Genomic DNA, 25,826 nt, shown 5'->3' with positions numbered 1-25,826 from the left:
GTGCGAGATGCCATATCTACCCTCAGGGGAATGCAGGGGCCGGCCCGCGACGGGCCGGCGCGGGGCTGTCGTGTCAGCGGCTGGCGAGTGCGCCCTGGCGGGCGCGGGCCACTTTCCATTGCTCGGACGTCATCACCGTGCGAAAGCCCAGGTGCGACATGCCGTTGAGCGGGTCCGTGCCGCGGCGGGCGCTGGCGCGGTAACTGATGCAGTACGTGTCGCTACACAGGAAGGAGCCGCCGCGCGTGACACGCTTGGGCGCGGATGCCGGCACGTTGCCGTCGTCGGGGTCGAAACTCTGCGTGGGGCCGGCCGGATCGAGCGGCGGCTGGCGATACTGTGCCTGCGCCTGGAAGGCGTCGACGCGATACCAGTCGGCCGTCCACTGCCAGACGTTGCCGGCCATGTCGTACAGCCCGTAGCCGTTGGCCGCATAGGCGCCGACCGGCGTCGTGCCGACCTGCACCTTCTCGTCCTTCACGACCGGAAACGGTTGGGCCTGGCGCGTGTCCCAGATGTTGGCCATGGCCTGGCCCTGCGGCATGGGCTCGTTACCCCAGCTGTAGGTGGCCTGCTCGAGCCCGCCGCGCGCGGCGTACTCCCACTCCGCCTCGGTGGGCAGACGCTTGCCGGCCCAGCGGGCGTAAGCCTGTGCATCGTCGTACGACACCTGCACGACGGGATGATCGTCCTTGCCCTCGATCGAACTGCCGGGTCCGTTCGGATGGCGCCAGTTCGCGCCCGGGACGAAGCGCCACCAGCGGCTGTAGTCGCGCAGCGACACTTCGCTCTCCGTGCCGACGAACACCATGGCGCCGGGTACCAGCAGGCTGTCGTCGGGCCGCGGCGTGCCCGCGGGGAGCTGCGGTTGCAGATCCTCCCAGCGCGGCTTCTGTTCGGCGGTGGTGCGATACCCGGTCGCGTCGACGAAGCGGCGGAACTCGGCATTGGTGACGTGATGCACGTCCATCCAGAAGCCGCTCACTCGCACGGTGTGCGCGGGGCGCTCGTTGGGCTGCGACATCTTGTGATCGTTGCCCATCAGAAACGGGCCGCCTTCGATCCACGCCATGCCGGCAGGGCCTGCCTTGCCGTCACCCAGCTTCACCACCGGTGGCTGGGGCGTGGCGCCCTGATGGCTGGCATAGGCGCCTATGGCGACGGCCGCGAGCAGCGCCGCGGTGAAACCCAGACCGACCTTCAACTTTTGCTTCATGCCTTCTCCACATCTGCTACTGACAGCAATGTCTTGCGGCGTGGTAAAGCGATGACGAATCAAGCAGGATCGTGCGGTAACAACGCAGACTTCGCGGCTCAAAGCCTGGGCTCAAGATAATAAAAATGCGATCAAATTTCTAGAGGGTTTTCGATATTTTTGTGATTATTTTCTTGACCGTCGAAATTTTGTGCGGGCACACTACGTTGCATCCGGGGCCAGTCGCGCCCGCTCGAATTTTTGCGAATCCGTACCCGTCTGGAGTCGACGTGAATCTTCCGCAGCGTGGTGTTTCGCTTCTGTCGTTGCTGCTGTTTTCGGGCGCGGCCCATGCCACCGAGGGTGCGCTGGGCCGGCAGGTCACCGGGGCGGTGGTCCAGCCGAACATCGGCATCGTGTCCCCCGAGCCCATCACCGTCATCAGCCTGAGCGAGCTCTATCTCGACGGCAAGATCAAAGGCGGCCGCGAGACGCCGGTGGGCGGCAACACGACGCTGGGCCTCGACGGTCAGGTGGCGTTCACGCTGGCCACGCTGATGAAAACCTGGGACACGGGCGAAGGCCGCTGGAACTTCGCCTCCAGCATCACCGTGCCGTACGTCTGGACCAAGGTATCGGCCACGCTGACCGGCCCGCGCGGTAACAGCGGCAAGACCAGCGACACGGCGTCGAACCTGTTCGACCTGTACTTCACGCCTGTGATCGCCGGCTATCACTTCTCGAAAACCCAGCACATGGCCCTCAGCCTGAACATCTGGGCGCCCACTGGTAAATACGACCAGAACAATCTTGCCAATCCCAGCCTCAATAACTGGACCTTCGTGCCGCAGGTGGCCTATACCGGCATCTTCCCGGATTCGGGCATGCAACTGGATGCGGTGGCTAACGTGCAGTTTTATACGCGTAACAGTGCCACCGATTATCGCAACGCGCCCGTATTCGGCCTCGACGTGATGGGCCGGAAGATGTTCGGCAATGGCGTGGGGCTCGGGCTGGTGGCCGGCACCCAGATCCAGCTGGGCGACGACAAAGGTCCGACCGCCGACCGGCTGAATGGCTTCCGCGGCCACGACTTCGCGCTCGGCCCGATCGTCACGTACGACCGCAAGCTCAGCGACAAACGGTCGATGTCGCTCAGCCTGCGCTGGGTGCCCACGGTCGCCAGCACGCGCCGCCTCGACAGCGACGCAACGGTGATGGCGACCGCCGCCCTGCTCTTCTGATTCCGCTCCGCTCGCAGGGGCCGAGCGACTTGCCTGGCTGCCGAGCTGGGCCGCGCCGGTGCAAGGTCGTTTCTGCTCGGCGTCGCCGTACACGCCTCGAGATCGACCAGGTATAACGGGAACACGCGCTGCCCGGTCGGGCCGCCACCCGAATCGGGTATACTCCCCCCCCTGTATGCAAGAACGCCCGAGCGTCACCTTATGCCCCACTCACCCGAAGAGAAAAAACGTGTCCTGACACGCGTGCGCCGCATCCGCGGCCAATGCGATGCGCTGGAGCGTGCGCTCGAGGCCGGCGCCGATTGCGGTCCGGTCCTGCAGCAGATCGCGGCCATCCGCGGCGCGATCAACGGGCTGATGTCGGAAGTGCTCGAGTCGCATATCCGCGAAGACCTCGGCAGTCCGGCCGTCTCGCAGGCTCAGCACGACGAGCGCGTGCAGGATCTGCTCGGGCTGGTCCGCGCCTATCTCAAATGAACGACCGCGCCGCGGCCGCCTTGCCGGCAGCCGTGGCCATCTTTACGGAGCTCCACCCATGAAATCCCGCGCCGCAGTCGCTTTTGCCGCAGGCCAGCCCCTGCAGATCGTCGAGATCGACGTCGAACCGCCCCGCAAGGGCGAAGTCCTGATCAAGATCACGCACACCGGTGTGTGCCACACCGACGCCTTCACGCTGTCGGGTGAAGATCCCGAGGGTCTGTTCCCGGTCGTGCTGGGCCACGAAGGCGCCGGCATCGTCGTCGAAGTGGGCGAAGGCGTGACCAGCGTGCGCCCCGGCGATCACGTCATTCCGCTCTACACTGCCGAGTGCGGCGAGTGCCTGTTCTGCAAGTCGGGCAAGACCAACCTGTGCGTGGCCGTGCGCGCGACCCAGGGCAAGGGCGTGATGCCCGACGGCACCACCCGCTTCTCGTACAACGGCCAACCCATCTATCACTACATGGGCTGCTCGACGTTCAGCGAATACACCGTGGTGGCCGAGGTCTCGCTCGCCAAGATCAACCCCGACGCGAACCCCGAACACGTGTGCCTGCTGGGCTGCGGCGTCACGACCGGCATCGGCGCCGTGCACAACACCGCCAAGGTCCAGGAAGGCGACTCGGTCGCGGTGTTCGGTCTGGGCGGCATCGGTCTGGCCGTGATCCAGGGTGCGCGCCAGGCCAAGGCCGGCCGCATCATCGCCGTCGACACCAACCCCGACAAGTTCGGCCTGGCCAAGGTGTTCGGCGCGACCGACTGCATCAACCCCAAAGACTACGACAAGCCCATCCAGCAAGTGATCGTCGAGATGACCGAATGGGGCGTGGACCACTCGTTCGAGTGCATCGGCAACGTAAACGTCATGCGTGCCGCGCTCGAATGCGCGCACCGCGGCTGGGGTCAGTCGGTCGTGATCGGCGTGGCCGGCGCGGGCCAGGAGATCTCCACCCGTCCGTTCCAGCTCGTCACCGGCCGCCGCTGGCTCGGCACCGCCTTCGGTGGCGTCAAGGGCCGCAGCCAGCTGCCGGGCATGGTCGAAGACGCGATGGCGGGCAAGATCGAGCTCGAGCCGTTCGTCACGCACACGATGGATCTCGAAAAGATCAACGAGGCGTTCGACCTGATGCACGACGGCAAGTCGATCCGCAGCGTGGTGCACTACGCCTGATGCCGTCCTGCCCGCGCGCCGGTGCCCCCCGGCGCGTGGATGGACGCATGCACACGGCCCGCTTCGGCGGGCCGTTGTCTTTATGCCTGGCCGCCAGGAGACGAGGCCATTCAACGGCTCTGCCCTGACCAGCGCAGCCACGTATTACACGGGCGACTCTTTCAAAAACTTACGAATAATCCCATTTACACGAATTTCGAACCTATTTAGAGTTGGTCACGTTGCGCTGAACTTCGTCGAAACATTGCCCCGAGCCGGGTAACAGCGAGGAGTTTTTATGCATGCCGCACGAGAAAAAATTGCCGATGCCGCGGTCGAGCCGACCTCAAGCCAAAGGGGCGGCATCGCGATGCGAGCCAGCATTACCGCACCCGAATATCGACGCGTAGCACGCGCCGATCGCCGTCAATAAAGTCCGCCTTCCGGGACGCCCTTCAAATCGATCCTCGACGTCTCCCCGTCCGCACGGAGAAGCGCCGATTGTCGTTCCTCGAAGAATCGTCAGCGGCCTGGCGGCTGGCGAGTCCCTTTGCAAAGACGCGTCGGGCGGCTTCACATGCCGCCAATACACCGCTCTGCAGTTCGCTGGGCATGCGCCAGACGCGAGAAATGCTTGTCTGCCCACTGACCAGATAGCTGTCGCCGTACCCGTTTCGTGACTTGTCCGTAAGCGCGTTATAGGCCCATCGCGGCCGGCACTCTCGGGGCCCATCGCCCGTCGGGCTGCGTGCCGCGTCGTTCGATGTCTCGAGCGTTTCCTATGAGGTGGCATGTGAAGCAATCACTGAAAGTCATCTTCTCGGCAGGTGTCATTCTTGCAGCCGCCGGTGCATTCGGCGCCTATGTTTCGGGATCCTCCCCGGGCGAGGAAAACACGTCGCATGTCAAAGTCGGCGATGGCAAAACCGGCCCGGCGGGCATGGCGTGGGTTCCCGCCGCAGACTTCCTCATGGGCAACGACCATAAGATGTCTCAACCCAACGAACGGCCTGCGCACAAAGTCCGGGTGAGTGGGTTCTGGATGGACGTACACGACGTCACCAACGCGGAGTTTCGGCGTTTTGTCCAGGCCACGGGTTATGTGACCACGGCGGAGCAGAAGCCGCGCTGGGAGGACCTGAAACCGCAACTCCCGCCCGGCACTCCCCGCCCTGCTGAAAACCTGTTGGTTCCCGGCGCCATGGTGTTCGTCGGAACAGAATCCGAGGTGTCGCTGCGGGACCTGAGTCGTTGGTGGCGCTTCATCCCGGGCGCGAACTGGCGACACCCGCAAGGGCCGGAAAGCTCGATCGAAGGCAAGGATGATCATCCCGTCGTACAGGTCTCCTATGAGGACGCGCTGGCGTATGCGAGCTGGGCTGGCAAGCGCTTGCCCACCGAGGCGGAATGGGAGCATGCCGCGCGCGGGGGCCTCGAACAGGCGACATACAGCTGGGGCAACGAGCTCAGCCCCGCCGGGCAGCCCATGGCCAACATCTGGGACACCCAGCAACAGCAGCCGTTTCCTGTCGTCAAGGACGAAAAGATTCAGGTCGGCACCACGGCAGTCGGCAGCTTTCCCGCCAACGGCTACGGCCTTTACGACATGGCCGGCAACGTCTGGCAATGGACGGCCGACTGGTATCGGGCCGACGCCTTCGCCATTCAGTCGCAGTACCGCCGGCCTCCCCTCGATCCCTCCGGCCCCGCCGACAGCTTCGATCCGAGCGATGGCAACGTTCCCGCATCGGCGCCGAAGCGCGTCACGCGCGGCGGGTCGTTTCTCTGCAGCGACACCTATTGCATCAGCTACCGCGCAAGCGCCCGGCGAGGCACGGACCCGCTGAACGGCATGTCGCATCTGGGCTTTCGCACGGTCATGACGCCCGAACAATGGAAAGTCGCGCAGGCCCGGAAGAACAGCATCGCCATTCGATAAAGAAGCGCCGCGGCGCCTGCGCCGCGCTATGACACAGGGGCGGGGAACCTCATGGCTGACAGAGAAGGCGTATTGGAGCTGGAAAAGGCAATCTGTGGGGCGGTGCTGGGCCAGGCATCGGTGGTCCGGAATATTTTGATAGCGCTTCTTGCCGACGGGCATGTGTTGCTGGAAAGCCTGCCAGGCCTGGCCAAGACACGCACGGTCAAAGCGCTGGCCTCGTATCTCGAGGCGGACATGAGCCGCATACAGTTCACGCCGGACCTGCTGCCCTCCGACATCATCGGCGCGGAAGTGCTCAAGCCAGATGCGGAGGGACGCAATCGCATCGAGTACCAGCCAGGCCCGCTCTTTGGAAACCTGATCCTGGCCGACGAAATCAATCGTGCGCCGGCCAAGGTTCAATCCGCCTTGCTCGAAGCGATGGAGGAAAGGCAGATCACGGTCAGCGGCGTGAGTCGCAAGATGCCTCGGCTCTTCATGGTGCTGGCCACGCAGAACCCGATCGAACAAGAAGGCACCTATCCGCTCCCGGAAGCGCAAATGGATCGCTTCCTGATGAAGATCGTTCTCGACTATCCGCCGGTGGACGACGAAGTTGCCATGCTGACGTTGCTCCGGGAGCCGCCGCCCTCCGCCGGCGTGCAGGCGCCACGCATGTCGCAGCAGGCCTTGTTCGAGTGCCGAAACGCGATTTCCGCCATCCACACATCGTCCGCCGTCGATCGTTACATCGTTGATCTGGCCAACGCCACGCGACATCCTGCGGACTATGACGCCGACCTCGCCCGCTGGATACAGATCGGCGTCAGCCCGCGCGGCTCGATTGCGCTGGACAAGGCCGCACGGGCGCACGCATGGTTGTCCGGGGCGGCGTTCACGTCGCCAGACGACGTCCGTGCGGTCGCGTACGCGGTGCTGCGCCATCGGTTCCACCTCTCCTATGACGCCGTCGCAGACGGGATCGATAGCGAAGCCGCGATAGACCGGCTCCTCGACGTCGTGGCCGTGCCCGCGTAAGGCCGATCAGATGCGCGACGCTCACCCGGTCCACCCGTCGTTGAACGAGCTCATGTCGCTGCAGGGCGCCGTGAGCGGCCTGTCGTTCGCTGAGCGTCAGCCGCAGAGAAGCGTGCTGGCGGGCCAGCACGGATCTCGACTGCGAGGCCGCGGACTGGACTTCGCCGAAATCCGGCGCTACGTGCCAGGCGACGACCTACGACAGCTCGATCCGAGAGCCTCACTGCGCTACGGAAAGCCGTATGTGCGCGCGTACACCGAAGAGCGGGATCGTCCCGCGCTGCTTCTCGTGGATCAGCGCATGAGCATGTACTTCGGATCCGTAAGAAATTTCAAGTGCGCCGCGGCGGCGAGGCTGGCGGCACTGACGGCGTGGATCGCCTACCGCGCAGGAGATCGGGTCGGCGGCCTGGTCTTCGATGACGACGGCGTCAGATCCTTCAAACCGTTGCGAAGCCGAGAGCGCGTGCAGACATTGCTCGCCGAAGTGGTGCGCGCGAACTCGCTACTGTCCGCCGAGCGCCCGGATAGGCCGTCGGAACAAGGTCTGAACGACGCGCTGCGCGCCGCGACAGCGCACGCGGCGCACGATTTCCTTGTCTGCATCATTAGCGACTTCGCCGGCGCCAACGCGGAAACCGTCCGTCTCCTCCGACATCTTTCGGCGCACAACGACGTCATCGCGGCGCTGGTTTTCGACCCCATGGCGCAGGATTTTCCGCGCCGAGGCCGTCTGGTCGCGACCCAAGGCGTACTTCAGCTGGAAGTCGCGGTCGGGCGCGCGCGCGAGCGCCAGCCACTGGCGGATTACTTCAGTGGACGTCTGCGAGACGTGGCCGATCTTCTGCGACGATCTCAAGTGCCTTTGCTGTCGATTCACACCGCAGAGGATGAGCTTGCACAACTGCGCCAGGAGCTGGGGCGCAGCACGCGATCGCGACGAGGTTCTCCATGACCCCGGCAACCGATGCATTGCCGGGCCTGGACCAGTTGCGCGACCTGCCACTGCCGCCTCCACCGCCCTACTGGCCCCAGACCTGGGGTTGGATCGTTCTTGCGGCCATCCTTGCCGCGCTGACGATTTACACGGCCTGGGCCTATAGGCGCAATCGCCGGCGCAATCTTTATCGACGGGAAGCGCTGAGAGAGCTGGACGAAATAGCCCTCGCCACCGACGACAACCCGCTGGCTGCGCGAAGTCTGCCTGGCTTACTGAAACGCACCGCGCTGTCGGCAGAGTCACGCACCGGGAAAAACCGCGTTGCCCCCATGAGCGGCCACGGCTGGACGGAGTTTCTGGTGCGCTCCGCCCGCCCTGCCACGTTCCCGCCCGATGTCGCCGCCCTGCTCTCGACGCTTGCCTATGCACCGGACGGCACCGTGCTGGAACTCGACAGTGTGCGCGTAAAACAAGTCTTCGCTGCGAGTCGGCAGTGGATCGAGCGACACCATGTGGCGCCTTGAGTATCCCTGGGTCTTACTGGCCGCGCCGCTGGCGTGGGTTGCCTATCGTTATCTGCCGCCATATGTGCAAGGTCGCACTGCACTGCGCGTGCCCTTCTTCTCGCAGATGGCGCAGGTGACCGGCAAAGCCCCCACGAACCCGGGTGTCCAAATCCGGCGAGCGCAGTTATGGCTGAGCGTCGCGGTGTGGTTGCTCGTCACACTCGCCGTCGCCCGCCCGCAATGGGTCGAGCCGCCGCTGACGCATTCCGAACCCATGCGTGACATCCTGCTCGCCGTGGACATCTCCCAATCGATGGACACAAGAGATTTTCGTGACGCCGCGGGACGCGTCACGAGTCGATGGGATGCCGTTCGACTCGTCGTCGGAGACTTCATCGAGCAACGGAAAAGCGACCGGCTGGGCTTGATCGTCTTCGGGTCGGGCGCGTACCCCCAGGCCCCGCTGACCAAGGACCACCAAGCACTGCGCTTGCTCCTCGACCAGACAGCCGTCGGGATGGCCGGGCCAAACACTGCGCTCGGAGACGCGATCGGCCTGGGCATCCGGATGCTGGACCAAGCCAAAGAACAAGAGAAGGTGCTGATCCTGCTGACGGACGGCAATGACACCGGCAGTGCGGTGCCGCCCGAGCGAGCCGCGGCGCTCGCGCAGGAACACAAGGTCACTGTGCACACGATCGGCATCGGCAATCCCGACGCCAGGGGCGACGATCGCGTGGATTTCACTGCCCTGCAAGACATCGCCAAGGAGGCTGGCGGGCAGTTCTTCCGCGCGCAGGATCTGAACAGCCTGAAGGACGTCTACGCCACGCTGGACCGCATCACTCCCCAAGAGGTTCGTACGCTGACCCATCAGCCCAAGCACGAGTACTTCTGGATTCCGGTCGGGCTCGCCATGCTCTTGCTGACCCTGTGGAACGGCCTCTGCGGCGTGCGCGATTGGAGAAGCCGGCATGCCGACGCCAGGCCAGCAGAAAGCGGCAACTTGGACAGTAAAGGTGGCTCATGGAAGTCGACCTGAACGCGTTCCATTTTTTGCGACCATGGTGGCTGCTGGGGCTGATTCCGGCGGTCCTGATCTGGTGGGCGCAACGGCAGCAGCGCGCGTCGGCGCGACACGGGTTGACGGTGAATCCCACACTGCTACCGTTCCTTACCGTGCGAAGTGCAGGCACTCGCGGCCCGCGGCCCGTCGACCTGCTAGCGCTGACCCTCTCTTTGAGTGCGCTCGCAGCGGCCGGCCCCACCTGGGAGCGCGACAAGCCCGGATATCTGGATGACGTGGCCCCGCTCGTGGTCGCCGTGGACATCTCGCGCTCCATGGACGGGACGGACGTGCCGCCCTCCCGTATCGATGCTGCCAAGAGGCTCGTGCGAGATCTGGGAGCGCATCGAGCAGGCACGAAGACGGGGCTCATCGCCTACGCCGGCAGCAGCTATCTCGTGCTGCCGCCCACGGAAGACACCGAACTCCTGGACCTGTTTGCCCAAGCCCTCGCAACAGACCTGACGTCGCACGAGGGTCGGGACATTGCCGGCACCATCTCACTCGCGGCGAAGGTCCTGTCCACCGAGCGGGCGGGAGGTTCGCTCCTGCTGCTCACGGACGGCGCGAATCCGCAGAACCTGCCCGAGGTGCGCAAGCGCGCCCAGGCTGCCCCGGACTTGCAGATCCTGGTGATGGCGGTGGGCCATGCTGGCGATCCTCCGACCGGCATCGACACGGCGGCAATGCAGCAACTCGCGCAAGCGGCCGGGCTCCTTTGGGCAGCCTCACCGGCACCGGAGATGACCTCGACTGGGTAACGCTGCATGCGGACCGGCACTTCCGCGAAGTGCAGGATGACACTGACCAGTCTGTTCACTGGAAGGACGCCGGCTACTGGCTGTGTTGGCCTCTGGCGATTGCCGCGCTGCTGGCTGTCCGCCGCGGCTGGAGCGTGGCATGGACGGCAACGGTGCTGGTCGTGGCGTTTTCCGTCCCGTCGGCGGACGTCCATGCTGGCCGACTCGCCGATGCCTTCATGACGGCAGACCAACAGGGCCGGATGGCGTTCGACAAGGGCCGCTACGAAGAAGCGGCTGCCCATTTCGAAGACCCCTATTGGAAAGGCCGCGCCGCATACGCGGCCGGCAATTACGCTCTCGCATTGAAGGAGTTTTCCACCCTCCAGACCGCCGAGGCAATCTTCTATGTGGGCAACTCGCAAACCCGTCTGCGGCGCTACGACGCAGCGCTCGCGGCATACGATCGCGCGCTCGAGCTCAGGCCCGGCTGGGAGCCCGCGGTCGTCAACAGAGGCATCGTCACACGACTGCTGGAGGCGATGAGCCAAGAGCAGCAAGGTGAGCCGGCAGAACCACCCGACCAGACCATCATGGACAAATCGGCTGCCGCGGGAAAGCAGGTGCAGGTGCCGGTGGCGAAGGCTGCTTCCGAAGACGTCTGGCTTCGTAACCTGACGATTTCGCCTGCGCGCTTTCTGCAAGGGAAATTTGCTGCGCAAGACAACGCGGCCGGGGTCACACCATGAGCCCATTGCGGAGACTGCTCGCGAAGGCCCTTCTGACACTCGGTGTGGCGGGGGCTGCGACGGCGCAGGATGCCGCCGAACTGCGGGCCCGCGCCAGCCTCACGGACGCATCCACTGCACAGGTAGGCGCGACCATCAAACTCGAGGTCGAGGTGACGACCACCACATGGTTCACCCAGCCCCCCAAATTACCCCCACTGGATCTGAAGGGCATTCTGGTAACCCCTCCTTCGGGCCAAGGTGAGATCGTCCGCAGTACAGAAGGCGCAAAAACCTATAACGGATTGCGATACACCTACTTGCTCAGTCCCACGGTACAGGGCCGGGTTGAGATCCCCGAAATGGAGGTCAGCGCGCAGATCGGACCTGGAAAGACCGAGCTGACGGCGCGCACTGCGCCGCTTAGCCTGGAGGTCGCACCCGGCAAAGGCAACGGGAGCGCCACAGAGGTGGCGGGCGCCGACGTCAGCGTCACGCAAGCCTACACACTGGCGCCCGATCCGTTGGTGGTCGGAGGCCGAGTCACTCGCAGCGTGACGCAGCGCGCAGACGGCGTGGAGCCCATGCTGATCCCGGCGGCGCCGCTTGCCGACGTTCCCGGCTTTACGCGCTACATGCGCGAACCAGAGATCACGGTGCTCAACGACGGCCGAGGCGCGTTCTTGGGCGGCCAGCGAATTGATCGCGCCGACTATATCGCCACGCAGGCCGGCGAGGCGACGTTTCCCACTATTTCCGTGCCGTGGATCGACAAGAGCGGCAATCCTCGCCGCCGGGATCTGGACGGCCGGACTCTGACCGTGCAGCCGGCGCCCGTGACGGCCCCGCCCTTCTCGCTGTCCGACGACCTGGCGCAATTGCGACAAGGCTTGCGCTGGTTCGTCCCGCTTCATTGGATTGCCTGGACGAGCATCGCGTTAGGCGCGCTGGTCGTGCTTTGGTTTGGCCGTCCGTGGCTTGCCCGGGGGTGGCGGCGCGCAGGTGTTTGGGCACGATCCCGGCTGGCGCGTTACCGCATGAGCGAACGTTGGCACTGGAAGGCTTGGAAACGTGAAGCGCATCGTGACGAAGCCGGGCTCACCGCCTTCTATCGCTGGCTAGCCGTCGCCACCGGATCGGCCACCCTGCGTTTTGCGGTAACGCCCCTCGGACCTGCAGAGCGCGCTGCCGGCGAGGACCTGCTGAATCGGCTGTACGGAGATGCGCAGCCGGATTGCGCCACGGCACGCTCTGCACTCCTGGCGGCCTCGCGCTCATGGCGGCGTGAATGGCGGCCGCGCCGCAAACGCGGTGGCGCCAGCGGGCTGCGCAGCAAGCTCAATCCCGCCCTCGCGTCGGGCACAGAAGTATCTGAAAAGGGGAAACCATGAAAGCCGGAATTTTGGATGGAGCTCGGCGCTGGACGGCATCAGCGCTTGCGGCACTCATGACCGTAGTGCTGACCGCGTGTTCGGCTCCCGGGACCACCGGACTGAATCGCGAGCCGCTGCCTTCATGGCGTGAGGGCGCGTCGCGCACGTCCATCATCGAGTTCGTCAGCGCGGTAACCACGGTGGGCAGCCCCGACTTCGTCGAAATCGAAGACCGCGTTGCCGTATTCGACAACGACGGCACATTGTGGAGCGAACAGCCGCTCTACTTCCAGGGCATATTTGCGCTGGATCGGCTCAAAGCGCTCGCACCCAAACACCCGGAATGGAAGACTCAACAGCCTTTCAAGGCAGCGCTCGAGGATGACCAGGAGGCCCTCGCGAAGGCCGGGGACACCGGGCTGCTAAAGATCGTGGGCGCAACGCACGCAGGCGTGTCTACCCAGGCGTTTTCCGAAAGCGTCGCGGCCTGGACCGCATCCGCCAGACACCCTCGCTTCGGTCGCCCATATACCGACCTGACCTATGTGCCGATGCGTGAACTGCTGGATTACCTCCGCGCGCACGATTTCAAGGTCTACATCGTGTCTGGCGGGGGCGTCGAGTTCATGCGCGCATGGGCGACCTCGGCGTACGGCATTCCGCCGGAGCAGATCATCGGCAGCCGTCTGGAAAACCGCTTCGAGTTCAACGACGGCCAACCGCAGATCATGCAAGACCCGAAGTTGAGCTTTCTCGACGACGGGCCGGGCAAACCGGTAGCCATCAATCAACACATCGGGCGCAGGCCGATCCTGGCATTCGGAAACTCGGACGGCGATCTGCAGATGCTGCAATGGACCGCCGCAGGAACGGGCAAGCGCTTCGCCGGCCTGGTTCACCACACCGATGACAAACGTGAATGGGCTTACGACCGGACTTCCAAGATCGGGCGCCTCGATCGCGCGCTGGATGAAGCACGCAGCCGAGGCTGGACAGTTGTCGACATGGAGAAGGAGTGGGAGCGAATTTTCGTATTTGAAGAACCTTGATGTGTTTCTACTTTCGGCCCTCGCGGGGCAAGGAGAGCAGTGATGAAGGCAAGGAAATGGTTGAGGGCGGCACTATTTGCCGCCAGCGGGCTTGCACTCATGAGCGGCGCAAGCGCCCAGACTCAAAGTGCTCAGTCCAAACCCCAACAATCTCAAAGCAACGGAAAGAAGCCCAATATCCTGGTGATCTTCGGTGACGACATCGGCCAGACCAATATCAGCGTGTATGGCGGCGGCGTGGTCGGCTACAAGACGCCGAACATCGACCGGCTAGCCAAAGAAGGCACACGGTTCACGGACTATTACGCTGAGAACAGCTGCACGGCGGGCAGGTCCACCTTCATCACCGGTCAGGTGCCCCGGCGCACGGGTCTCTCAAAGGTCGGCATGCCGGGCGTGCCGGTGGGACTGCAAGACCGCGACATCACCATCGCGCAAGCGCTCAAATCCCATGGCTATAACACCGCTCAGTTCGGTAAAAACCACCTGGGGGACCGCGATGAGTATCTGCCCACCAAGCACGGTTTTGACGAATTCTTCGGCAATCTCTATCACCTGAATGCCGAAGAAGAGCCCGAGCGCCCCTATTGGCCCAAAGACTCTTCGGGCGTAAACATTCCCAAGCCTCGCGGCGTCATCAAGGCGTCCGCAGACGGGAAAATCGAGGACACCGGTGCCCTGACATCGAAACGCATGGAGACGATCGACGACGAGACCGTCGGCGCTGCGCTGGACTATCTGGACAAGCATGGCAAGGGTGAAAAGCCGTTCTTTGTCTGGATGAACACCACGCGCATGCACGTCTACACCCACATCCGCGACGCGCACAAAGGCAAAAGTGGCATGCCAGGCAACGACTATGCGGATGGCATGTGGGAGCATGACCAGGACGTTGGAAAGCTGCTGAAAAAGCTCGACGACCTGGGCATCGCCGACAACACGATCGTCATTTACACCACCGACAACGGGCCTAATCAGTTCAGTTGGCCTGACGCCGCCACGACACCCTTCCGAAACGAGAAGAACTCGAATTGGGAAGGTGCGTACCGGGTCCCGGCCATCATCCGCTGGCCGGGCCAGGTTCCTGCGGACCAGATCAAGGACGGCATCATCTCCGGGCTTGACTGGTTTCCCACCCTGCTCGCGGCAGTGGGCGACACCGACGTCAAGGAAAGGCTGCTCAAGGGATGGACGCCGAATGGGGCGAATAGAAGCTTCAAAGTTCACCTCGATGGCTATAACCAGCTCGATTACCTGACCGGCAAGAGCGATAAAAGTGCTCGAAACGACTTCTACTACTTCAACGACGATGGCATGTTGGTGGCCATGCGCTACGGAGATTGGAAGGCCGTCTTCTGCGAGCAGCAGGCGCCCGGGGGGTTTGCAGTATGGAAGGATCCCTTCGTGTGCTTGCGGGTGCCCAAGCTCTACAACCTGCGCATGGACCCGTTCGAGCGGGCTGATGTCGTATCCAACCAATACTACGACTGGCTGGTGAAGAACGACTATCTCGTGCTGGCTGCATCGATGAAGTCTGCGGAGTTCCTGCAAACCTTTGTCGAATGGCCGCCCAGCCAACGACCCGCCAGCTTCAGCGTCGATCAGATACAGGAAGAGGTCGATCGAAAGGTCGAGCAGTACTTCGAAGACCAAGCCAAGAAGCAAGGCAAGTAACGGCCCGAAGACGAGCGGGGTTTACCTCGCTCGTCTTCCTGCTTCGACGAACAGATGGACTATCCCCATGACCTGGACACAAGCCGCGGTAGACATGTTCTTGCAGCTGGCCCCGTTCACGCGATTCGTCCTTTGGCTGCTCTTTTTCCTCATCCTGCCACTGCTATGCGAACGCCTGCGAATTCCGGGCGTGCTGGGATTTCTGGTGATGGGATTTCTGCTAGGACCTTCCGGCTTCAATCTGCTTCAGCCGGAGATGCCGATCGCGGAGCTGGCGGCAGAGTTGGGGGTGGCGTTGCTGCTCTTTTTTGTCGGATACGACATCGATTTCGCCCTGTTGCGCCGGGCCAAGGCTCAGGTTCTGCTTTTTGGCGTTCTGACATTTGCGCTGCCCATGGGTCTGGGCTACGGGATCGCGCGCTCCGCGGGATACAGCGTCAATGCCGCCTTGTTGATCGGATCACTCATCGCCTCGCATACGCTCCTGGCTTATCCCGTCGTAAATCGCCTCGGTCTGAGTCAGCGCGTGAGCGTCATGGTGGCTTGCGGTGCCACCGTATTCACGGACGTGGCCGCCATGCTCGTGCTGGCGATGTGCCTGATCACCCATGAGCGGGGATTCTCGATCGCCGCAATTGAATTGCAGGTGCTGCAGATCGCGTTCTTCATACCGGCGGTCGTCGTGGGCGGCCCCTGGCTCTTGCGCAGGATTCTGGCGCGCATGAAGCGCGACGAGTCGAGAATCATCGTCTTCTTTCTCGCGGTTGCCGTGGCCAGCCAGGCGGCCGAGCTGTTCGGCCTGGACGGAATCGTTGGCGCATTTCTTGCGGGGATTGCCGTCCGGCAGGCGGCACCTGAGTCCAGAAATGCGGGCGTGATGAAGTTGATCAGCGACACGTTCCTGATTCCCGCATTCTTCATGACGACCGGCATGCTATTGCATCCCATCGATGCACTGATGACCTTCGTCCGCCAACCGCTGCTTGCGTTCGGTCTGCTTTTCGCCCTGGTCGTGGGCAAGGGGCTTGCTGCGTTCGCGCTACGCCCCATGTTCCGCTACGAAACGGCGGACGTCATGCTGGTCTGGAGTCTCACGTTGCCGCAGGTGGCCGCCACATTGGCTGCGGCGACGGTGGCTTATCGCACGCTGAGCCCCACGGGAGCCCCTCTGCTGGATGAGTCACTTCTGAACGTCGTGCTGATGCTCGTCGTGCTGAGTTCTCTGTGCGCACCGTTGCTGACGCAAAGATTTGGCAGGGAATGCCGGGTCCACCCCACCGCCGTCGAGACGGGAGGGCCGCCGCCATCCTCGCGCTTGAGCCCCTGATCCGAGTGATGTCTCGTCCCGATTCGGCTTTGAGCATGACCAGCAAGTGGCATCGCGCAGGCCATCCCGATCAACTCTCGCTCATCCGAGCGAACCATAGTCGTCTCTACGCAAAGGAGAGAAAGATGCGCAGTACCCGATTACTTGCCGGCATCCTGCTCGCTGCAGGCGCAAGCTCGCTCAGCTTCGCAGCACCCACGACCTTTCTGAATTACACCATCATCAACAACATTCCGAAGCAGGATCGGGCCGGCTTCAGGTCCGCAGTGGCGCAGGCGCTGAATGACTCCGCTGACGGCCAAACGACGACCTGGACGAGCTCGCCGCCCCGCCGCGGGACGCCAATCAGCGTCACCCTGACCCCCAGACAAACGTCGCAAACGGAGAAGGCTGACAAGTGCCGCTTCCTCCAAGCTCATTTCGAACAAAGCGGCGGCAAAGAAAACTGGTCTTTCTGGTTCTGCCGCCAACCCGACGGTGGCTGGAAGGCAAGTAGTCATTGATGACTGAATTTCGCGATTCGACCGGCCCGCCGCCCTAGCGCGCCGGCACGTCGTACAGCACCGACACCCGCGTGAAATTCGCGCCGAACTGCTTTACGTCGTATTCGAACGGCGCGCTCTCGCCCGGCGCGAGCCGGGGCAGGCGCAGCGTTTCCGAACGGGTGCCGGTGAGTCGATCCTGCGCGTCGTAGAGCCCGATCCACACCCGCACCTGCTCGACCGGGGCGTCGCCGGTGTTGCGCACCCTGCCCTGCACGGTCACGTACTTGTATCGATACCGGTAGGTGAAGTTCAGCGTGCCGGTGCCGATGCCGGCTTCGGTCTTGTCCACGCTCACGTCGAGCGCGGGACGCGCGCCCGGCAGCGGCGCGCGCCGGGCGGGCTTCCAGTCGGTCTTGATCTCCGTGAACCGCGCGAAATCGCGGCCCACGAACTGCACCGGGATGCGCTCGCCCGGATAGAGCAATGCCGGCAGCGCGCTGTCGAGCCGCAGGTTGAGCGGTTGCGCGCCGTCGAACACGGCCACGCGCAACTGCGGCGACACGGCGATGTACTCGTCGCTGCGATTGACCACCTCGGCAAACAGCAGCGCCCGGCCGATCTCGTCCTCCATCCGGCGCGGGTTGTCGAGCACGAGCTGGCTGCTGTCGAACAGCGCGAAGTTATCGTCCAGCAGCTCGGCAGTGGTCAGGCGCAGGTCGTCGACCACGCGCACGTTGGCTGGGTCCACGCGCACGATGCGCGTGCGCGGTGCTTCCGGTTGCGCTTCGGCCGCGGTCGGCACCGGCGCGGCTTCCACGGCGGGCGGCGGCGTCTGCATGCGCCACCAGGCGTACGCCCCGCCTCCGAGCAAGGCCAGACCGAGAATGCCCGCAATCACGCGCACGGCGGGCTTGGCGGCGCGGCGGTCAGTTTTCACTCTGCACCATGTAGTCATAGGAGGCGATGCGCGCCTCGTGATAGATGTCGCACCGCACATCGAACGACGTGCTGGCCTGCGGCGCCAGCTGATTGGCCGTGGCATAACCGCTACCCGTACCGATCACGCGGCCATCCTCGTCGTACAGCATGACGCTGATCTGGATCGAGCCGGCGACGCCGCTGGCGTGGTTGGTGACGAGCCCGACCAGACGATAGCTGCCGTCGTTGCGCACCAACTGCACTTTGCTGGTCCGCACATCGATCTGCTCCTTGCGCGCCGCGCGCGGCTCGGCCACCGACAGGGTGTACGCGTCGTACGGGTCCGAAGGCAGCATGATCAGCACCGGCGAATACTCACCATGCTGCAAGGTGCGCGCCAGCGGCGAATCGGAACGCGAACCCAGCGTGAGCTCGCCCTGCCGGAAGGTGGCCGTCACGCGCGGGGCATCGATCTTCTGCCCGGCTTCGTTGCGCACCGTGAGCAGCAGATACGAGCGGCCGTTGACCTTCACGTCCTGCGCGGCGCTCAGGCGCACCAGGCTCGCGTCGATCCCGGTTTCGAGGGGCGGCGGCTCGGGCACCACGTCGCGGCCCATCAATCCGATCAGCAGCGGCACAAGAAAGATCGCCGCCACGACCAGCGCGATCGTCAGCAGCACGGCGGGGTGCGGCCGCTGCGGCTGGGCCGGTTGCTGGATGCCGCGCAGGATTTTTTCGAGGCGCTGCGCCACGTCGTCTTCCACCAGCGTGGTCGCATGGCAGTGATTGCAGCGGTACTCATTGAGCGCGATCTTGGTGAACGCGCTGCTGCCGCACGCCGAGCAGGTCAGCGTGACGGTATTGATGGTGGTGGACTTGGACGCCATGGGACGTACGTGAGCGGCACGCGGTGGCGCACCGTGCGGAAGTCTGAACAGGGACGGAAGAATACCGTGCGCCCGGCGTGCATCAGGCGTACGAGCGCATCCATTTATTACCAGGCATGACGAGGCGCTGCCCGGGTCCGGCTCAGCCGCGTTCGACCAGCGTGACCCGCGCGTCGCCGACGGCCAGCGCCTCGCGCACGTGCGCCAGCGCCAGGCGCGGGTCGGCCGCGCCGCACATGAACACGTCGAGCGCCGCATAGCCCACCTCGGGCCAGGTGTGGATGCTGATGTGCGATTCGCTCAGGATCACCACGCCCGTCACGCCCGCCCCGGCGTTGGCCGGTGTGCCGTCGTCGAAACCATGGAAATGCGCGCCCAGCACGTGGGCGCCCGCCGCGCGCGCGGCGGCGATGAGCACCGCCTCGAGCCGGGCCGCGTCGGCCAGCACCGCGGGGGCGATGCCGTCCAGATCGGCCAGCAGATGATGGCCGCGCGTCGGATGCCGGCCCGCCGCCGGTCGCCCGGCTGCCAGAGCGTCGGGTTCCAGGCTCATTTGTGCGATCCGCTCGATGACCAGCCGGAGTGGCTCGAGCTGGTGCCCCAGGTGCTACCGCCACCCGAAGAGCCCACGCCGTTCGAGATGATGATGACGATGACCGCATAGACGGTGTAGAAGAAGCGTCCCATGTCAGTCTCCGGCTCCGCTCAGTTTTTCGGCGATGAGCGCAGGCGCCCACAGGAAAAACAGGCCTGCGATGGCGCTGCCCGTGCCGTTATCGTTGGACAGCACCAAAAAGATCGACGCCAGCAGGGCCAGCGACGAGTAACTCCATTTGCTCTCGGAACGGGCGCTGGACAGCTTGGCCAGCTCCGGTTGCTTGAACCACTTGGCGAGATCGGCGCCGCTCACGCGCTGGCTGGCCGACCAGCCCAGTTCGTTGTCCGCGAGTTCGCTCGACAGACCCGCGCCCTTGCTCGACTGGTAGTCGGTGATCTTGGTCTGGTCGCCGACCCTGACGCGCCAGTTGAAGGCGCCCAGCGCGACATCCACGCGCGAGATGTAGTCCCAGCGCTTGCCGTAGATCACGTTGTTGTAGCGCATGTGTTTGCCGGCGTGCGCGGGCCAGGTGTCGCACACGCGCACCCGGTCCCAGCCCTCGTCGGACTCCACCAGCCACAGAAAGCCCGCCTCCACCGAATACAGCAGGTACTCGACCCAGGACGATCCGTCTTCCGGATCGGGGTCGGTGCATTTGAGCAAGCCGATCAGCGTGTAGTCGGCCCCGTCGATGGTGGCCGTCTGCCCGAGCCTGAGCGTAGTCTCGATGCGGTCGACCTTCTTCTTCTGGGCGATCACGTAGGCCGTGTCGCCCGCGCAGTCCACGGTGGAGCCGCAGCTCGGGCACACCACCTGGGTCGCCATCGCGGTCACGATGCTGATCGGGCCGCCGCAGTTCGGGCAGGCCAGGGCCGTGACGGCGCCACGCACACGGCTGGCGCGCTCCAGCACCTGATCGCGCGTCTTGAGCGTGGCGCGATCCATGAGCTTCAGATCGTAGGCCTTGCCCACGTAGATCACGGCCGGCCCGTCGGAATAATCCAGCGTCAGGAAGGCGTCGATACTGCGGAAGTCGGCCACCTTGGCCTGCCAGCCGCCGGCGAACGCGAACGGCAGCTCGCCTTCGGCCGAGGTCGCGTGGCAGGTGCGGATATCCGCCGCCACGAAGCGCTGGCCATCGAGCTTGAACTCGGAGCCCGGCGCGATCGCGTCGAACGCGGGCACGGGCTGGCGCATCTGGGCGCGGCGTTGATGCGTGATCGCATACTGACCGCTGGCATCCGACAGCCAGCCATCGCTGCCGTCGTCGAACCAGAGATACCACTCGTTCCAGAAGCCGGCCTCGTAGCGCAGCTGAATGCGCCCCACGATCGTGAAGCGGCGGCGCTCGAACGACCCCGCCGCGCCGAGGCACAGCGGGCTGTAGTCTTCGAGCAGCTCGCCGACCTCGCCGATGCGCCGCACGCTGTCGGCATCTTTGAGCAGCGTGCTGCGGCAGGCCCCGCACACGGCCATGACGGACGCGGCCGACAGAAAGCTGACCGGCGCGCCACACTGCGGACACAGAACCTGCTGCATCGGGTCGTCCGCCGCCTCAGCTCGTGAGCTTTTTCAGGATTTCGGCCTTGGCCGCGTCGTACTCGGCCGCCGTGATCAGATTCTGATCGGCCAGCGCCTTGAGCTGCTGCAGACGCTGTACCGGATCGGCCTGCGTCGCGGCACCCGCGGCGGCGCCTGCGGCCGCGCCCGCGGCCGGCGCTGCCGCCGGATTGGCGGGCATGGTTGCAGGCGCAACGGCCTGCCCCAGGCCCTGCGCCATCGTATGGCCGAGCGCGGCGCCCGCCGCCAGACCGGCGCCGATGCCGGCGATGCCGCCCTCGTTCTGCGCGGCCAGCGGGATCGAGCTGGCGGTCTGGTACTGCGTCAGCTTGCCCAGGTCGCCCGACATGCCGATCGAGATCCGCGTGTCCAGCGCCTTTTGAAGCTCCTCGGGCAGGGAGACGTTTTCGACGGTGAAGTTGTCGAGCTTGACGCCATAGCGCTCGAACAGCGGCGCCAGCGACGCCGCGATGCGCTCGGACATCTGCCCTTGATTGGCGGCCATGTCGATGAACGGCACGCCGGAGCTGCCCAGCGCCGTGGTCATGGCGGCCACGACCATGTTGCGCAGTTGCGCCTCGAGATCGTCCACGGTGTAGACGTCGCGCGTGCCGCTTATCTCGCGATAGAACAGGCCCGGATCGGCGATCTGATACGAGTACACGCCGAACGCGCGCACGCGCACCATGCCGAACTCGGCGTCGCGCACCGTGATCGGCTGCGCCGTGCCCCAGCGCCGGCCGAGCTGCAGCCGGGTGCTGAAGAAGATCACATCCGACTTGAAGGGCGACTCGAACAGCTTGTCCCAGTTCTTCAGGTACGTGAGCACCGGCAGGGTCTGGGTCGTGAGCTTGTACATGCCGGGGCCGAACACGTCGGCCACCTTGCCTTCGTTCACGAACACCGCCATCTGCGACTCGCGCACGGTCAGGCTGGCGCCATACTGGATTTCGAAATCCTCCATGGGATGGCGCCAGGCAAGTACGCCCTCGCGATCCTCATTCCATTGAAGGATGTCGATAAATTGCTTGCGAATGAAAGAGCCCAGGCTCATGTCGATTCTCCTGCGTGTTGCGCTCGAGTGAGGCGGTTCAGGTCAGGCAGCCCGCATTGACCACCCCGGCCGCCAGCGAGCTGGCGCCGAGCAGTGCGCCCATGGCGAGATTGTTTTCTTCGATGGCCTGGTTCATGCCGCGCACGCAGAAGCTCAGGCCGGCATACACCACGATCTGCACGGCCATGGCGGCCACGCCCCAGACCAGGAACATCGTGAAGGTGGCGTGCACCGCGATGCCCACGCCCACCGTGAAGCTGAAGCCGATCAGCGCTCCGGCAAAGGACAGCGCCGCGGCCAGGTTGCCCTCGCGGATGAGGTCGAACTCTTTATGTCGGGTGACCGCCGTGTAGATGACGCTGAAGAGGCCCAGCATGAGCAGGCCGGTCACGATGTAGAGCAGGTATGCCAATGCAGGATGCATAGTTCTCCCCAAAGAGTCGCCGAAGTATATCGCCTCGTTCGATATACTGCGGCCACTTGTCACGGACACCCCCATGCGCGACCGCGTTCTTATTCTTTCGGTATTGATCGTCGCCTCGTGCGGCCTGGGCTACGAGCTCGTCAGCAGCGCGCTGGCCAGCTATCTGCTGGGCGACTCGATCCTGCAGTTCTCGTCCGTCATCGGCTGCTACCTGTTCGCCATGGGCGTGGGGTCCTGGCTGTCCAAGTATATTCCCGAGGATCAGGTGCTCGAGCGCTTCATCGACGTGGAGCTGCTGGTCGCCTTGATCGGCGGGGTCTCCGCCGCGGCGCTCTTCATCGTGTATGCCTGGATGGCGGCGCCGTTTCGCACCGCGCTCTATGCGGGGGTGTTCCTGATCGGCCTGATGGTGGGCATGGAGATTCCGCTCGTGATGCGGGTCTTCAACCAGCGCAAGGCCGAGTTCCGCGACATCGTCAGCCGCGTCCTCACCTTCGATTATCTCGGCGCACTGGCCGTCTCGCTGGTGTTTCCGCTGCTGCTCGCACCGCGCCTGGGTCTGCTGCGCACCTCGTTCCTGTTCGGCATGCTCAATGCCGGCGTGGCGCTCTGGACCACCTGGCTGTTCCGCAGCGAGGTGCGCCGCCCGGGCACGCGTGCGCTGCGCGCCAGCATCGTGCTGGGCCTGCTCGGTCTGGGCCTGCTGTACTCCGGCCACATGACGACCTGGGCCGAAAAAGGCCTGTACGGCGATGACGTGATCCACGCCGAGACCACGCCCTACCAGCGCCTGGTGGTCACGCGCTGGCACGACGACATGCGGCTCTACATCAACGGCAACCTGCAGTTTTCGTCTCGTGACGAACATCGCTATCACGAGTCTCTCGTGCATCCGGGTCTGGCCGCCCTGCCCTGGGCGCGCCGTGTCCTGATCCTGGGCGGCGGCGACGGCCTCGCGCTGCGCGAGGTGCTCAAATACCCCGGCATCGAGCACGTCACCCTGGTCGACCTCGACCCGTCCATGACGGGCTTGTTTTCCCGCTCGGAGCCGCTGGTGGCCCTGAACCAGGGCGCGCTGAAAGATCCGCGGGTCACGGTGATCAACACCGACGCCGGCCGCTGGCTCGAAGAGCACAACGACATCTACGACTTCATCGTGGTCGATTTTCCGGATCCGTCGAACTTCGGCCTGGGCCGGCTGTACTCGGTGCCGGTCTACCACCTGATGACACGTCACCTCGCCGAGAAAGGCTATATGGTGGTGCAGTCCACCTCGCCCTACTTTGCGCCGCGCTCGTTCTGGAGCATCGACGCCACCCTGAAGGAAGCGGGTCTGCACACCTGGCCGTATCACGCCTACGTGCCCTCGTTCGGTGATTGGGGCTTCATCCTGGCCGGCAAACGCGACGATTACACGGTGCCCGAGCGTCTGCCCGTGGCCACCCGCTATCTCGACCCCACCACCACCCGCGAGCTGTTCCACTTCCCGGCCGACATGCCGCGCCTCGCCATGCCGCCCAACCGGCTCAACGAGCAATCGCTGGTGCGCTACTTCGACGAAGACTGGCGCAAGGTCATCCGCTGATGCAGCGCCGCACGTTATTGCTGGGTGCGGCGTGGACGGCCACCGTGGGCCTGGGCGGTGCGTTGGGCTGGCACCAGCGCCGGGTAATACGCGCCCAGCCCGAGCTGCGCTATCCCGGCATGGAGGCCGGCCACGCGCTGCGCGATGGCGCGCCGCTGCCAGCCGCAAGCGGCACGCGCGACACCGGGGTGGCCATTCTGGGCGCCGGCGTGGCGGGGCTCGCCTGCGCCTGGAAGCTGGCGCGCGAAGGCCGGCGCGACTTCGTGGTGGTGGCGGGGCCGGAGTTCGGCGGCAATGCCAACGCGGGCGAACGCAACGGCCTCGCCTATCCGCGCGGCGCCCACTACCTGCCCCTGCCCTCGCGCGAATCCACCCATGTGCGCGAGATGCTGGCCGATTTCAGGCTGATCGAGCGCGACGCTCAGGGCGCGAGGCCCTATTACGACGAGCGCGTGCTGGTGCACTCGCCACAAGAGCGCCTGCTGCGAGATGGCCGCTGGGAAGACGCGCTGCTGCCCATGACCGGCCTGCCGCCCGAGCACCTGGCCGAGCATCACCGCTTCGAGGCGCTGGTCGAGCGCCTGCGGACCACGCGCGGCAACGACGGCCGCCGCCTCTTCGCGGTGCCGCTGGTTGCGTCCTCAACGGATCCCGCCTGGCGCGCGCTCGACACGCTGCGCTTCGATGACTGGCTCGATCGCGAGGGCTACCGCTCGCCCGCGCTGCGCTGGTACCTCGACTACTGCTGCCGCGACGACTACGGCGCGGGCACCGACACCGTCTCGGCCTGGGCCGGACTGCACTACTTTGCCAGCCGCGACGGCCACGCCGCCAACGCCGCGGGCGGCGCGGTACTGACCTGGCCGGGCGGGCTCGGCCCGCTGGTGCACCAGCTGCGCGAGGCCATCACCGCCCGCCTCGGCCATGCCGATTGGCTGGTCGGCGGCCTGGCCGCGCGGGTCCGGCTCACGGCCCCGGGCGCGCGCGTGCATTGTGTGGCCGACGGTGGCGCCAGCGAGATCGCGGCCCGCCGCGTGGTGTGCGCCATGCCGCTCGCGGTGGCGGCACGCGTGTTGCCCGATCTGCGCGAGTGGGGCTACGACGCGCGTGCGCACGCCAGCCCGCACGCGGCCTGGCTGGTATCGAACTTCATCATGAAGGGCTACCCGGCCGAGCAGCCGGGCGAATCGCTCGCCTGGGACAACGTGGTGTATCGCGGGCAGGCGCTGGGCTACGTCGTGTCCACCCATCAGCTGCTGCGGGTCGCCCCATCCCCGCGCACGGTGTTCACGGCCTACCATGCGCTGTCACGCCTTGGGCCCACGCAGGCGCGGCAATGGCTGCTCGAGGCCGATCCCGACGCGCTGCGCGACGCGGCCGCCGTGGATCTGCTCACCGCCTACGGCGACGATCTTTGGCGCGAGGTCGAATCCCTGGAGATCACGGCGCGCGGCCACGCCATGGCCATCCCGGTGCCGGGTTATCTGTCGAACCCGGGGCTGGCGGCGCTACGCGACGTGGACGGCACGGTGCTGTTCGCCCATGCCGATCTGTCGGGCTACTCGGTGTTCGAGGAAGCTGCGTGGTGGGGTGTCGCGGCCGCGCAGCGATTGCTGAGCTGATCCGGGCATTCGCCGTCGCCGGGCCAACCGCACAGACGCGGGCGTAGCCCGAAGGCCCTCCGGACTAGCCCCACAACCGCAATCCGATCCGCATGGCCTAGCCGGCGCGCGACGGCCCGACAGGCGCGGCTGGTGGACGGTTCTGCTCGACGCGATCGGTCTCTCTTCAAGCACGCTCTCCCCAAAACAGGCAGACCTCTCCAGAACAGGCAGACCTCTCCAAAAGAACGAGGCCTCCCCAAAAATGAGGAGGCCTCGCCACAGA

General features: G+C 65.0%; 23 protein-coding genes and 1 pseudogene. 16 read left to right on the top strand and 8 right to left on the bottom strand.

Features of this window, described 5'->3' with window-relative positions:
• Positions 1-73: 73 nt before the first annotated feature.
• Positions 74-1,216: a formylglycine-generating enzyme family protein gene (locus CEK29_RS12685; RefSeq protein WP_094858320.1), complete on the bottom strand. Its 1,143-nt coding sequence runs from the start codon at positions 1,214-1,216 to the stop codon at positions 74-76.
• 269 nt (positions 1,217-1,485) lie between these two features.
• On the opposite strand from CEK29_RS12685, the gene CEK29_RS12680 reads away from it, so the two are divergent.
• The 14 genes and pseudogenes from CEK29_RS12680 to CEK29_RS12615 all read left to right on the top strand — a co-directional run bounded on the left by CEK29_RS12680 (position 1,486) and on the right by CEK29_RS12615 (position 16,931).
• Entirely contained in the window at positions 1,486-2,439 is a 954-nt protein-coding gene (locus CEK29_RS12680; protein WP_094858319.1) for a SphA family protein, read from the top strand.
• A 201-nt stretch (positions 2,440-2,640) separates the two neighbouring features.
• On the top strand, positions 2,641-2,916 hold the full coding sequence (gene frmR / locus CEK29_RS12675) for a formaldehyde-responsive transcriptional repressor FrmR (RefSeq protein ID WP_094799987.1): 276 nt from the start codon (positions 2,641-2,643) through the stop codon (positions 2,914-2,916).
• A 58-nt stretch (positions 2,917-2,974) separates the two neighbouring features.
• Positions 2,975-4,087 carry an S-(hydroxymethyl)glutathione dehydrogenase/class III alcohol dehydrogenase gene (locus tag CEK29_RS12670; RefSeq protein WP_094858318.1) on the top strand — a complete coding sequence of 371 codons (1,113 nt, stop codon included), beginning with the start codon at positions 2,975-2,977 and terminating at the stop codon, positions 4,085-4,087.
• A gap of 772 nt (positions 4,088-4,859) precedes the next feature.
• A complete protein-coding gene (locus tag CEK29_RS12665) occupies positions 4,860-6,005 on the top strand; it encodes a formylglycine-generating enzyme family protein (RefSeq protein ID WP_094858317.1) in 1,146 nt (381 codons plus the stop codon).
• A gap of 51 nt (positions 6,006-6,056) precedes the next feature.
• On the top strand, positions 6,057-7,025 hold the full coding sequence (locus tag CEK29_RS12660; protein WP_094858316.1) for an AAA family ATPase: 969 nt from the start codon (positions 6,057-6,059) through the stop codon (positions 7,023-7,025).
• A gap of 52 nt (positions 7,026-7,077) precedes the next feature.
• The gene (locus tag CEK29_RS12655) at positions 7,078-7,980 is read left to right on the top strand and encodes a DUF58 domain-containing protein (protein ID WP_255176147.1); all 903 of its coding nucleotides are present in this window, start codon (positions 7,078-7,080) and stop codon (positions 7,978-7,980) included.
• Positions 7,977-8,489 (top strand): DUF4381 domain-containing protein, encoded by a 513-nt coding sequence (locus CEK29_RS12650; RefSeq protein WP_094858314.1) that lies wholly within the window; start codon positions 7,977-7,979, stop codon positions 8,487-8,489. The genes CEK29_RS12655 and CEK29_RS12650 overlap by 4 nt, the downstream gene beginning before the upstream one ends.
• Positions 8,476-9,513 carry a vWA domain-containing protein gene (locus tag CEK29_RS12645; RefSeq protein ID WP_094858313.1) on the top strand — a complete coding sequence of 346 codons (1,038 nt, stop codon included), beginning with the start codon at positions 8,476-8,478 and terminating at the stop codon, positions 9,511-9,513. The genes CEK29_RS12650 and CEK29_RS12645 overlap by 14 nt, the downstream gene beginning before the upstream one ends.
• A pseudogene (locus CEK29_RS12640) lies at positions 9,498-11,026 on the top strand (VWA domain-containing protein). The gene CEK29_RS12645 and the pseudogene CEK29_RS12640 overlap by 16 nt, the downstream one beginning before the upstream one ends.
• Complete coding sequence (locus CEK29_RS12635; RefSeq protein ID WP_094858312.1) at positions 11,023-12,396, top strand: BatD family protein; 1,374 nt, start codon at positions 11,023-11,025, stop codon at positions 12,394-12,396. Before CEK29_RS12640 ends, CEK29_RS12635 begins: the two are co-directional and overlap by 4 nt.
• Positions 12,393-13,427, top strand: coding sequence for an HAD family hydrolase (locus CEK29_RS12630; protein WP_094858311.1), 1,035 nt, complete (start codon positions 12,393-12,395; stop codon positions 13,425-13,427). Before CEK29_RS12635 ends, CEK29_RS12630 begins: the two co-directional genes overlap by 4 nt.
• A gap of 42 nt (positions 13,428-13,469) precedes the next feature.
• Complete coding sequence (locus tag CEK29_RS12625; RefSeq protein ID WP_094858310.1) at positions 13,470-15,101, top strand: arylsulfatase; 1,632 nt, start codon at positions 13,470-13,472, stop codon at positions 15,099-15,101.
• A 67-nt stretch (positions 15,102-15,168) separates the two neighbouring features.
• Positions 15,169-16,428, top strand: coding sequence for a cation:proton antiporter (locus CEK29_RS12620; RefSeq protein WP_094858309.1), 1,260 nt, complete (start codon positions 15,169-15,171; stop codon positions 16,426-16,428).
• Positions 16,429-16,553: 125 nt separating this feature from the next.
• Positions 16,554-16,931 carry a hypothetical protein gene (locus tag CEK29_RS12615; RefSeq protein ID WP_094858308.1) on the top strand — a complete coding sequence of 126 codons (378 nt, stop codon included), beginning with the start codon at positions 16,554-16,556 and terminating at the stop codon, positions 16,929-16,931.
• 34 nt (positions 16,932-16,965) lie between these two features.
• Here the strand turns inward: CEK29_RS12615 and CEK29_RS12610 are convergent, their stop codons facing one another.
• From CEK29_RS12610 to CEK29_RS12585, 7 genes are all read right to left on the bottom strand, one after another.
• Positions 16,966-17,850, bottom strand: coding sequence for an FxLYD domain-containing protein (locus CEK29_RS12610; RefSeq protein WP_094858307.1), 885 nt, complete (start codon positions 17,848-17,850; stop codon positions 16,966-16,968).
• Positions 17,840-18,718 (bottom strand): FxLYD domain-containing protein, encoded by an 879-nt coding sequence (locus CEK29_RS12605; RefSeq protein ID WP_094799992.1) that lies wholly within the window; start codon positions 18,716-18,718, stop codon positions 17,840-17,842. The genes CEK29_RS12610 and CEK29_RS12605 overlap by 11 nt, the downstream gene beginning before the upstream one ends.
• A 142-nt stretch (positions 18,719-18,860) precedes the next feature.
• Positions 18,861-19,271 (bottom strand): adenosylmethionine decarboxylase, encoded by a 411-nt coding sequence (gene speD / locus CEK29_RS12600; protein WP_094799993.1) that lies wholly within the window; start codon positions 19,269-19,271, stop codon positions 18,861-18,863.
• Positions 19,268-19,405 carry a hypothetical protein gene (locus tag CEK29_RS23920; RefSeq protein ID WP_170948462.1) on the bottom strand — a complete coding sequence of 46 codons (138 nt, stop codon included), beginning with the start codon at positions 19,403-19,405 and terminating at the stop codon, positions 19,268-19,270. The genes speD and CEK29_RS23920 overlap by 4 nt, the downstream gene beginning before the upstream one ends.
• Before the next feature lies 1 nt (position 19,406).
• A complete protein-coding gene (locus CEK29_RS12595; protein WP_094858306.1) occupies positions 19,407-20,855 on the bottom strand; it encodes a DUF4178 domain-containing protein in 1,449 nt (482 codons plus the stop codon).
• A 16-nt stretch (positions 20,856-20,871) separates the two neighbouring features.
• A complete protein-coding gene (locus CEK29_RS12590; protein ID WP_094799995.1) occupies positions 20,872-21,930 on the bottom strand; it encodes an SPFH domain-containing protein in 1,059 nt (352 codons plus the stop codon).
• Between the two features lie 37 nt (positions 21,931-21,967).
• Positions 21,968-22,354, bottom strand: a complete 387-nt coding sequence (locus CEK29_RS12585; protein WP_094799996.1) for a DUF350 domain-containing protein — start codon at positions 22,352-22,354, stop codon at positions 21,968-21,970.
• A gap of 73 nt (positions 22,355-22,427) precedes the next feature.
• Here CEK29_RS12585 and CEK29_RS12580 point away from each other — a divergent pair, with 73 nt between their 5' ends.
• A complete protein-coding gene (locus tag CEK29_RS12580; RefSeq protein ID WP_094799997.1) occupies positions 22,428-23,939 on the top strand; it encodes a polyamine aminopropyltransferase in 1,512 nt (503 codons plus the stop codon).
• Positions 23,939-25,561 carry an NAD(P)-binding protein gene (locus CEK29_RS12575; RefSeq protein ID WP_094858305.1) on the top strand — a complete coding sequence of 541 codons (1,623 nt, stop codon included), beginning with the start codon at positions 23,939-23,941 and terminating at the stop codon, positions 25,559-25,561. The genes CEK29_RS12580 and CEK29_RS12575 overlap by 1 nt, the downstream gene beginning before the upstream one ends.
• Positions 25,562-25,826 lie beyond the last annotated feature (265 nt).

Origin of the sequence: Bordetella genomosp. 5, from assembly GCF_002261475.1 — a bacterium.
GTDB lineage: Bacteria > Pseudomonadota > Gammaproteobacteria > Burkholderiales > Burkholderiaceae_B > Bordetella.
Note: the sequence above shows the minus strand (reverse complement) of the source record. Positions and strands in the feature narration are given on the sequence as shown.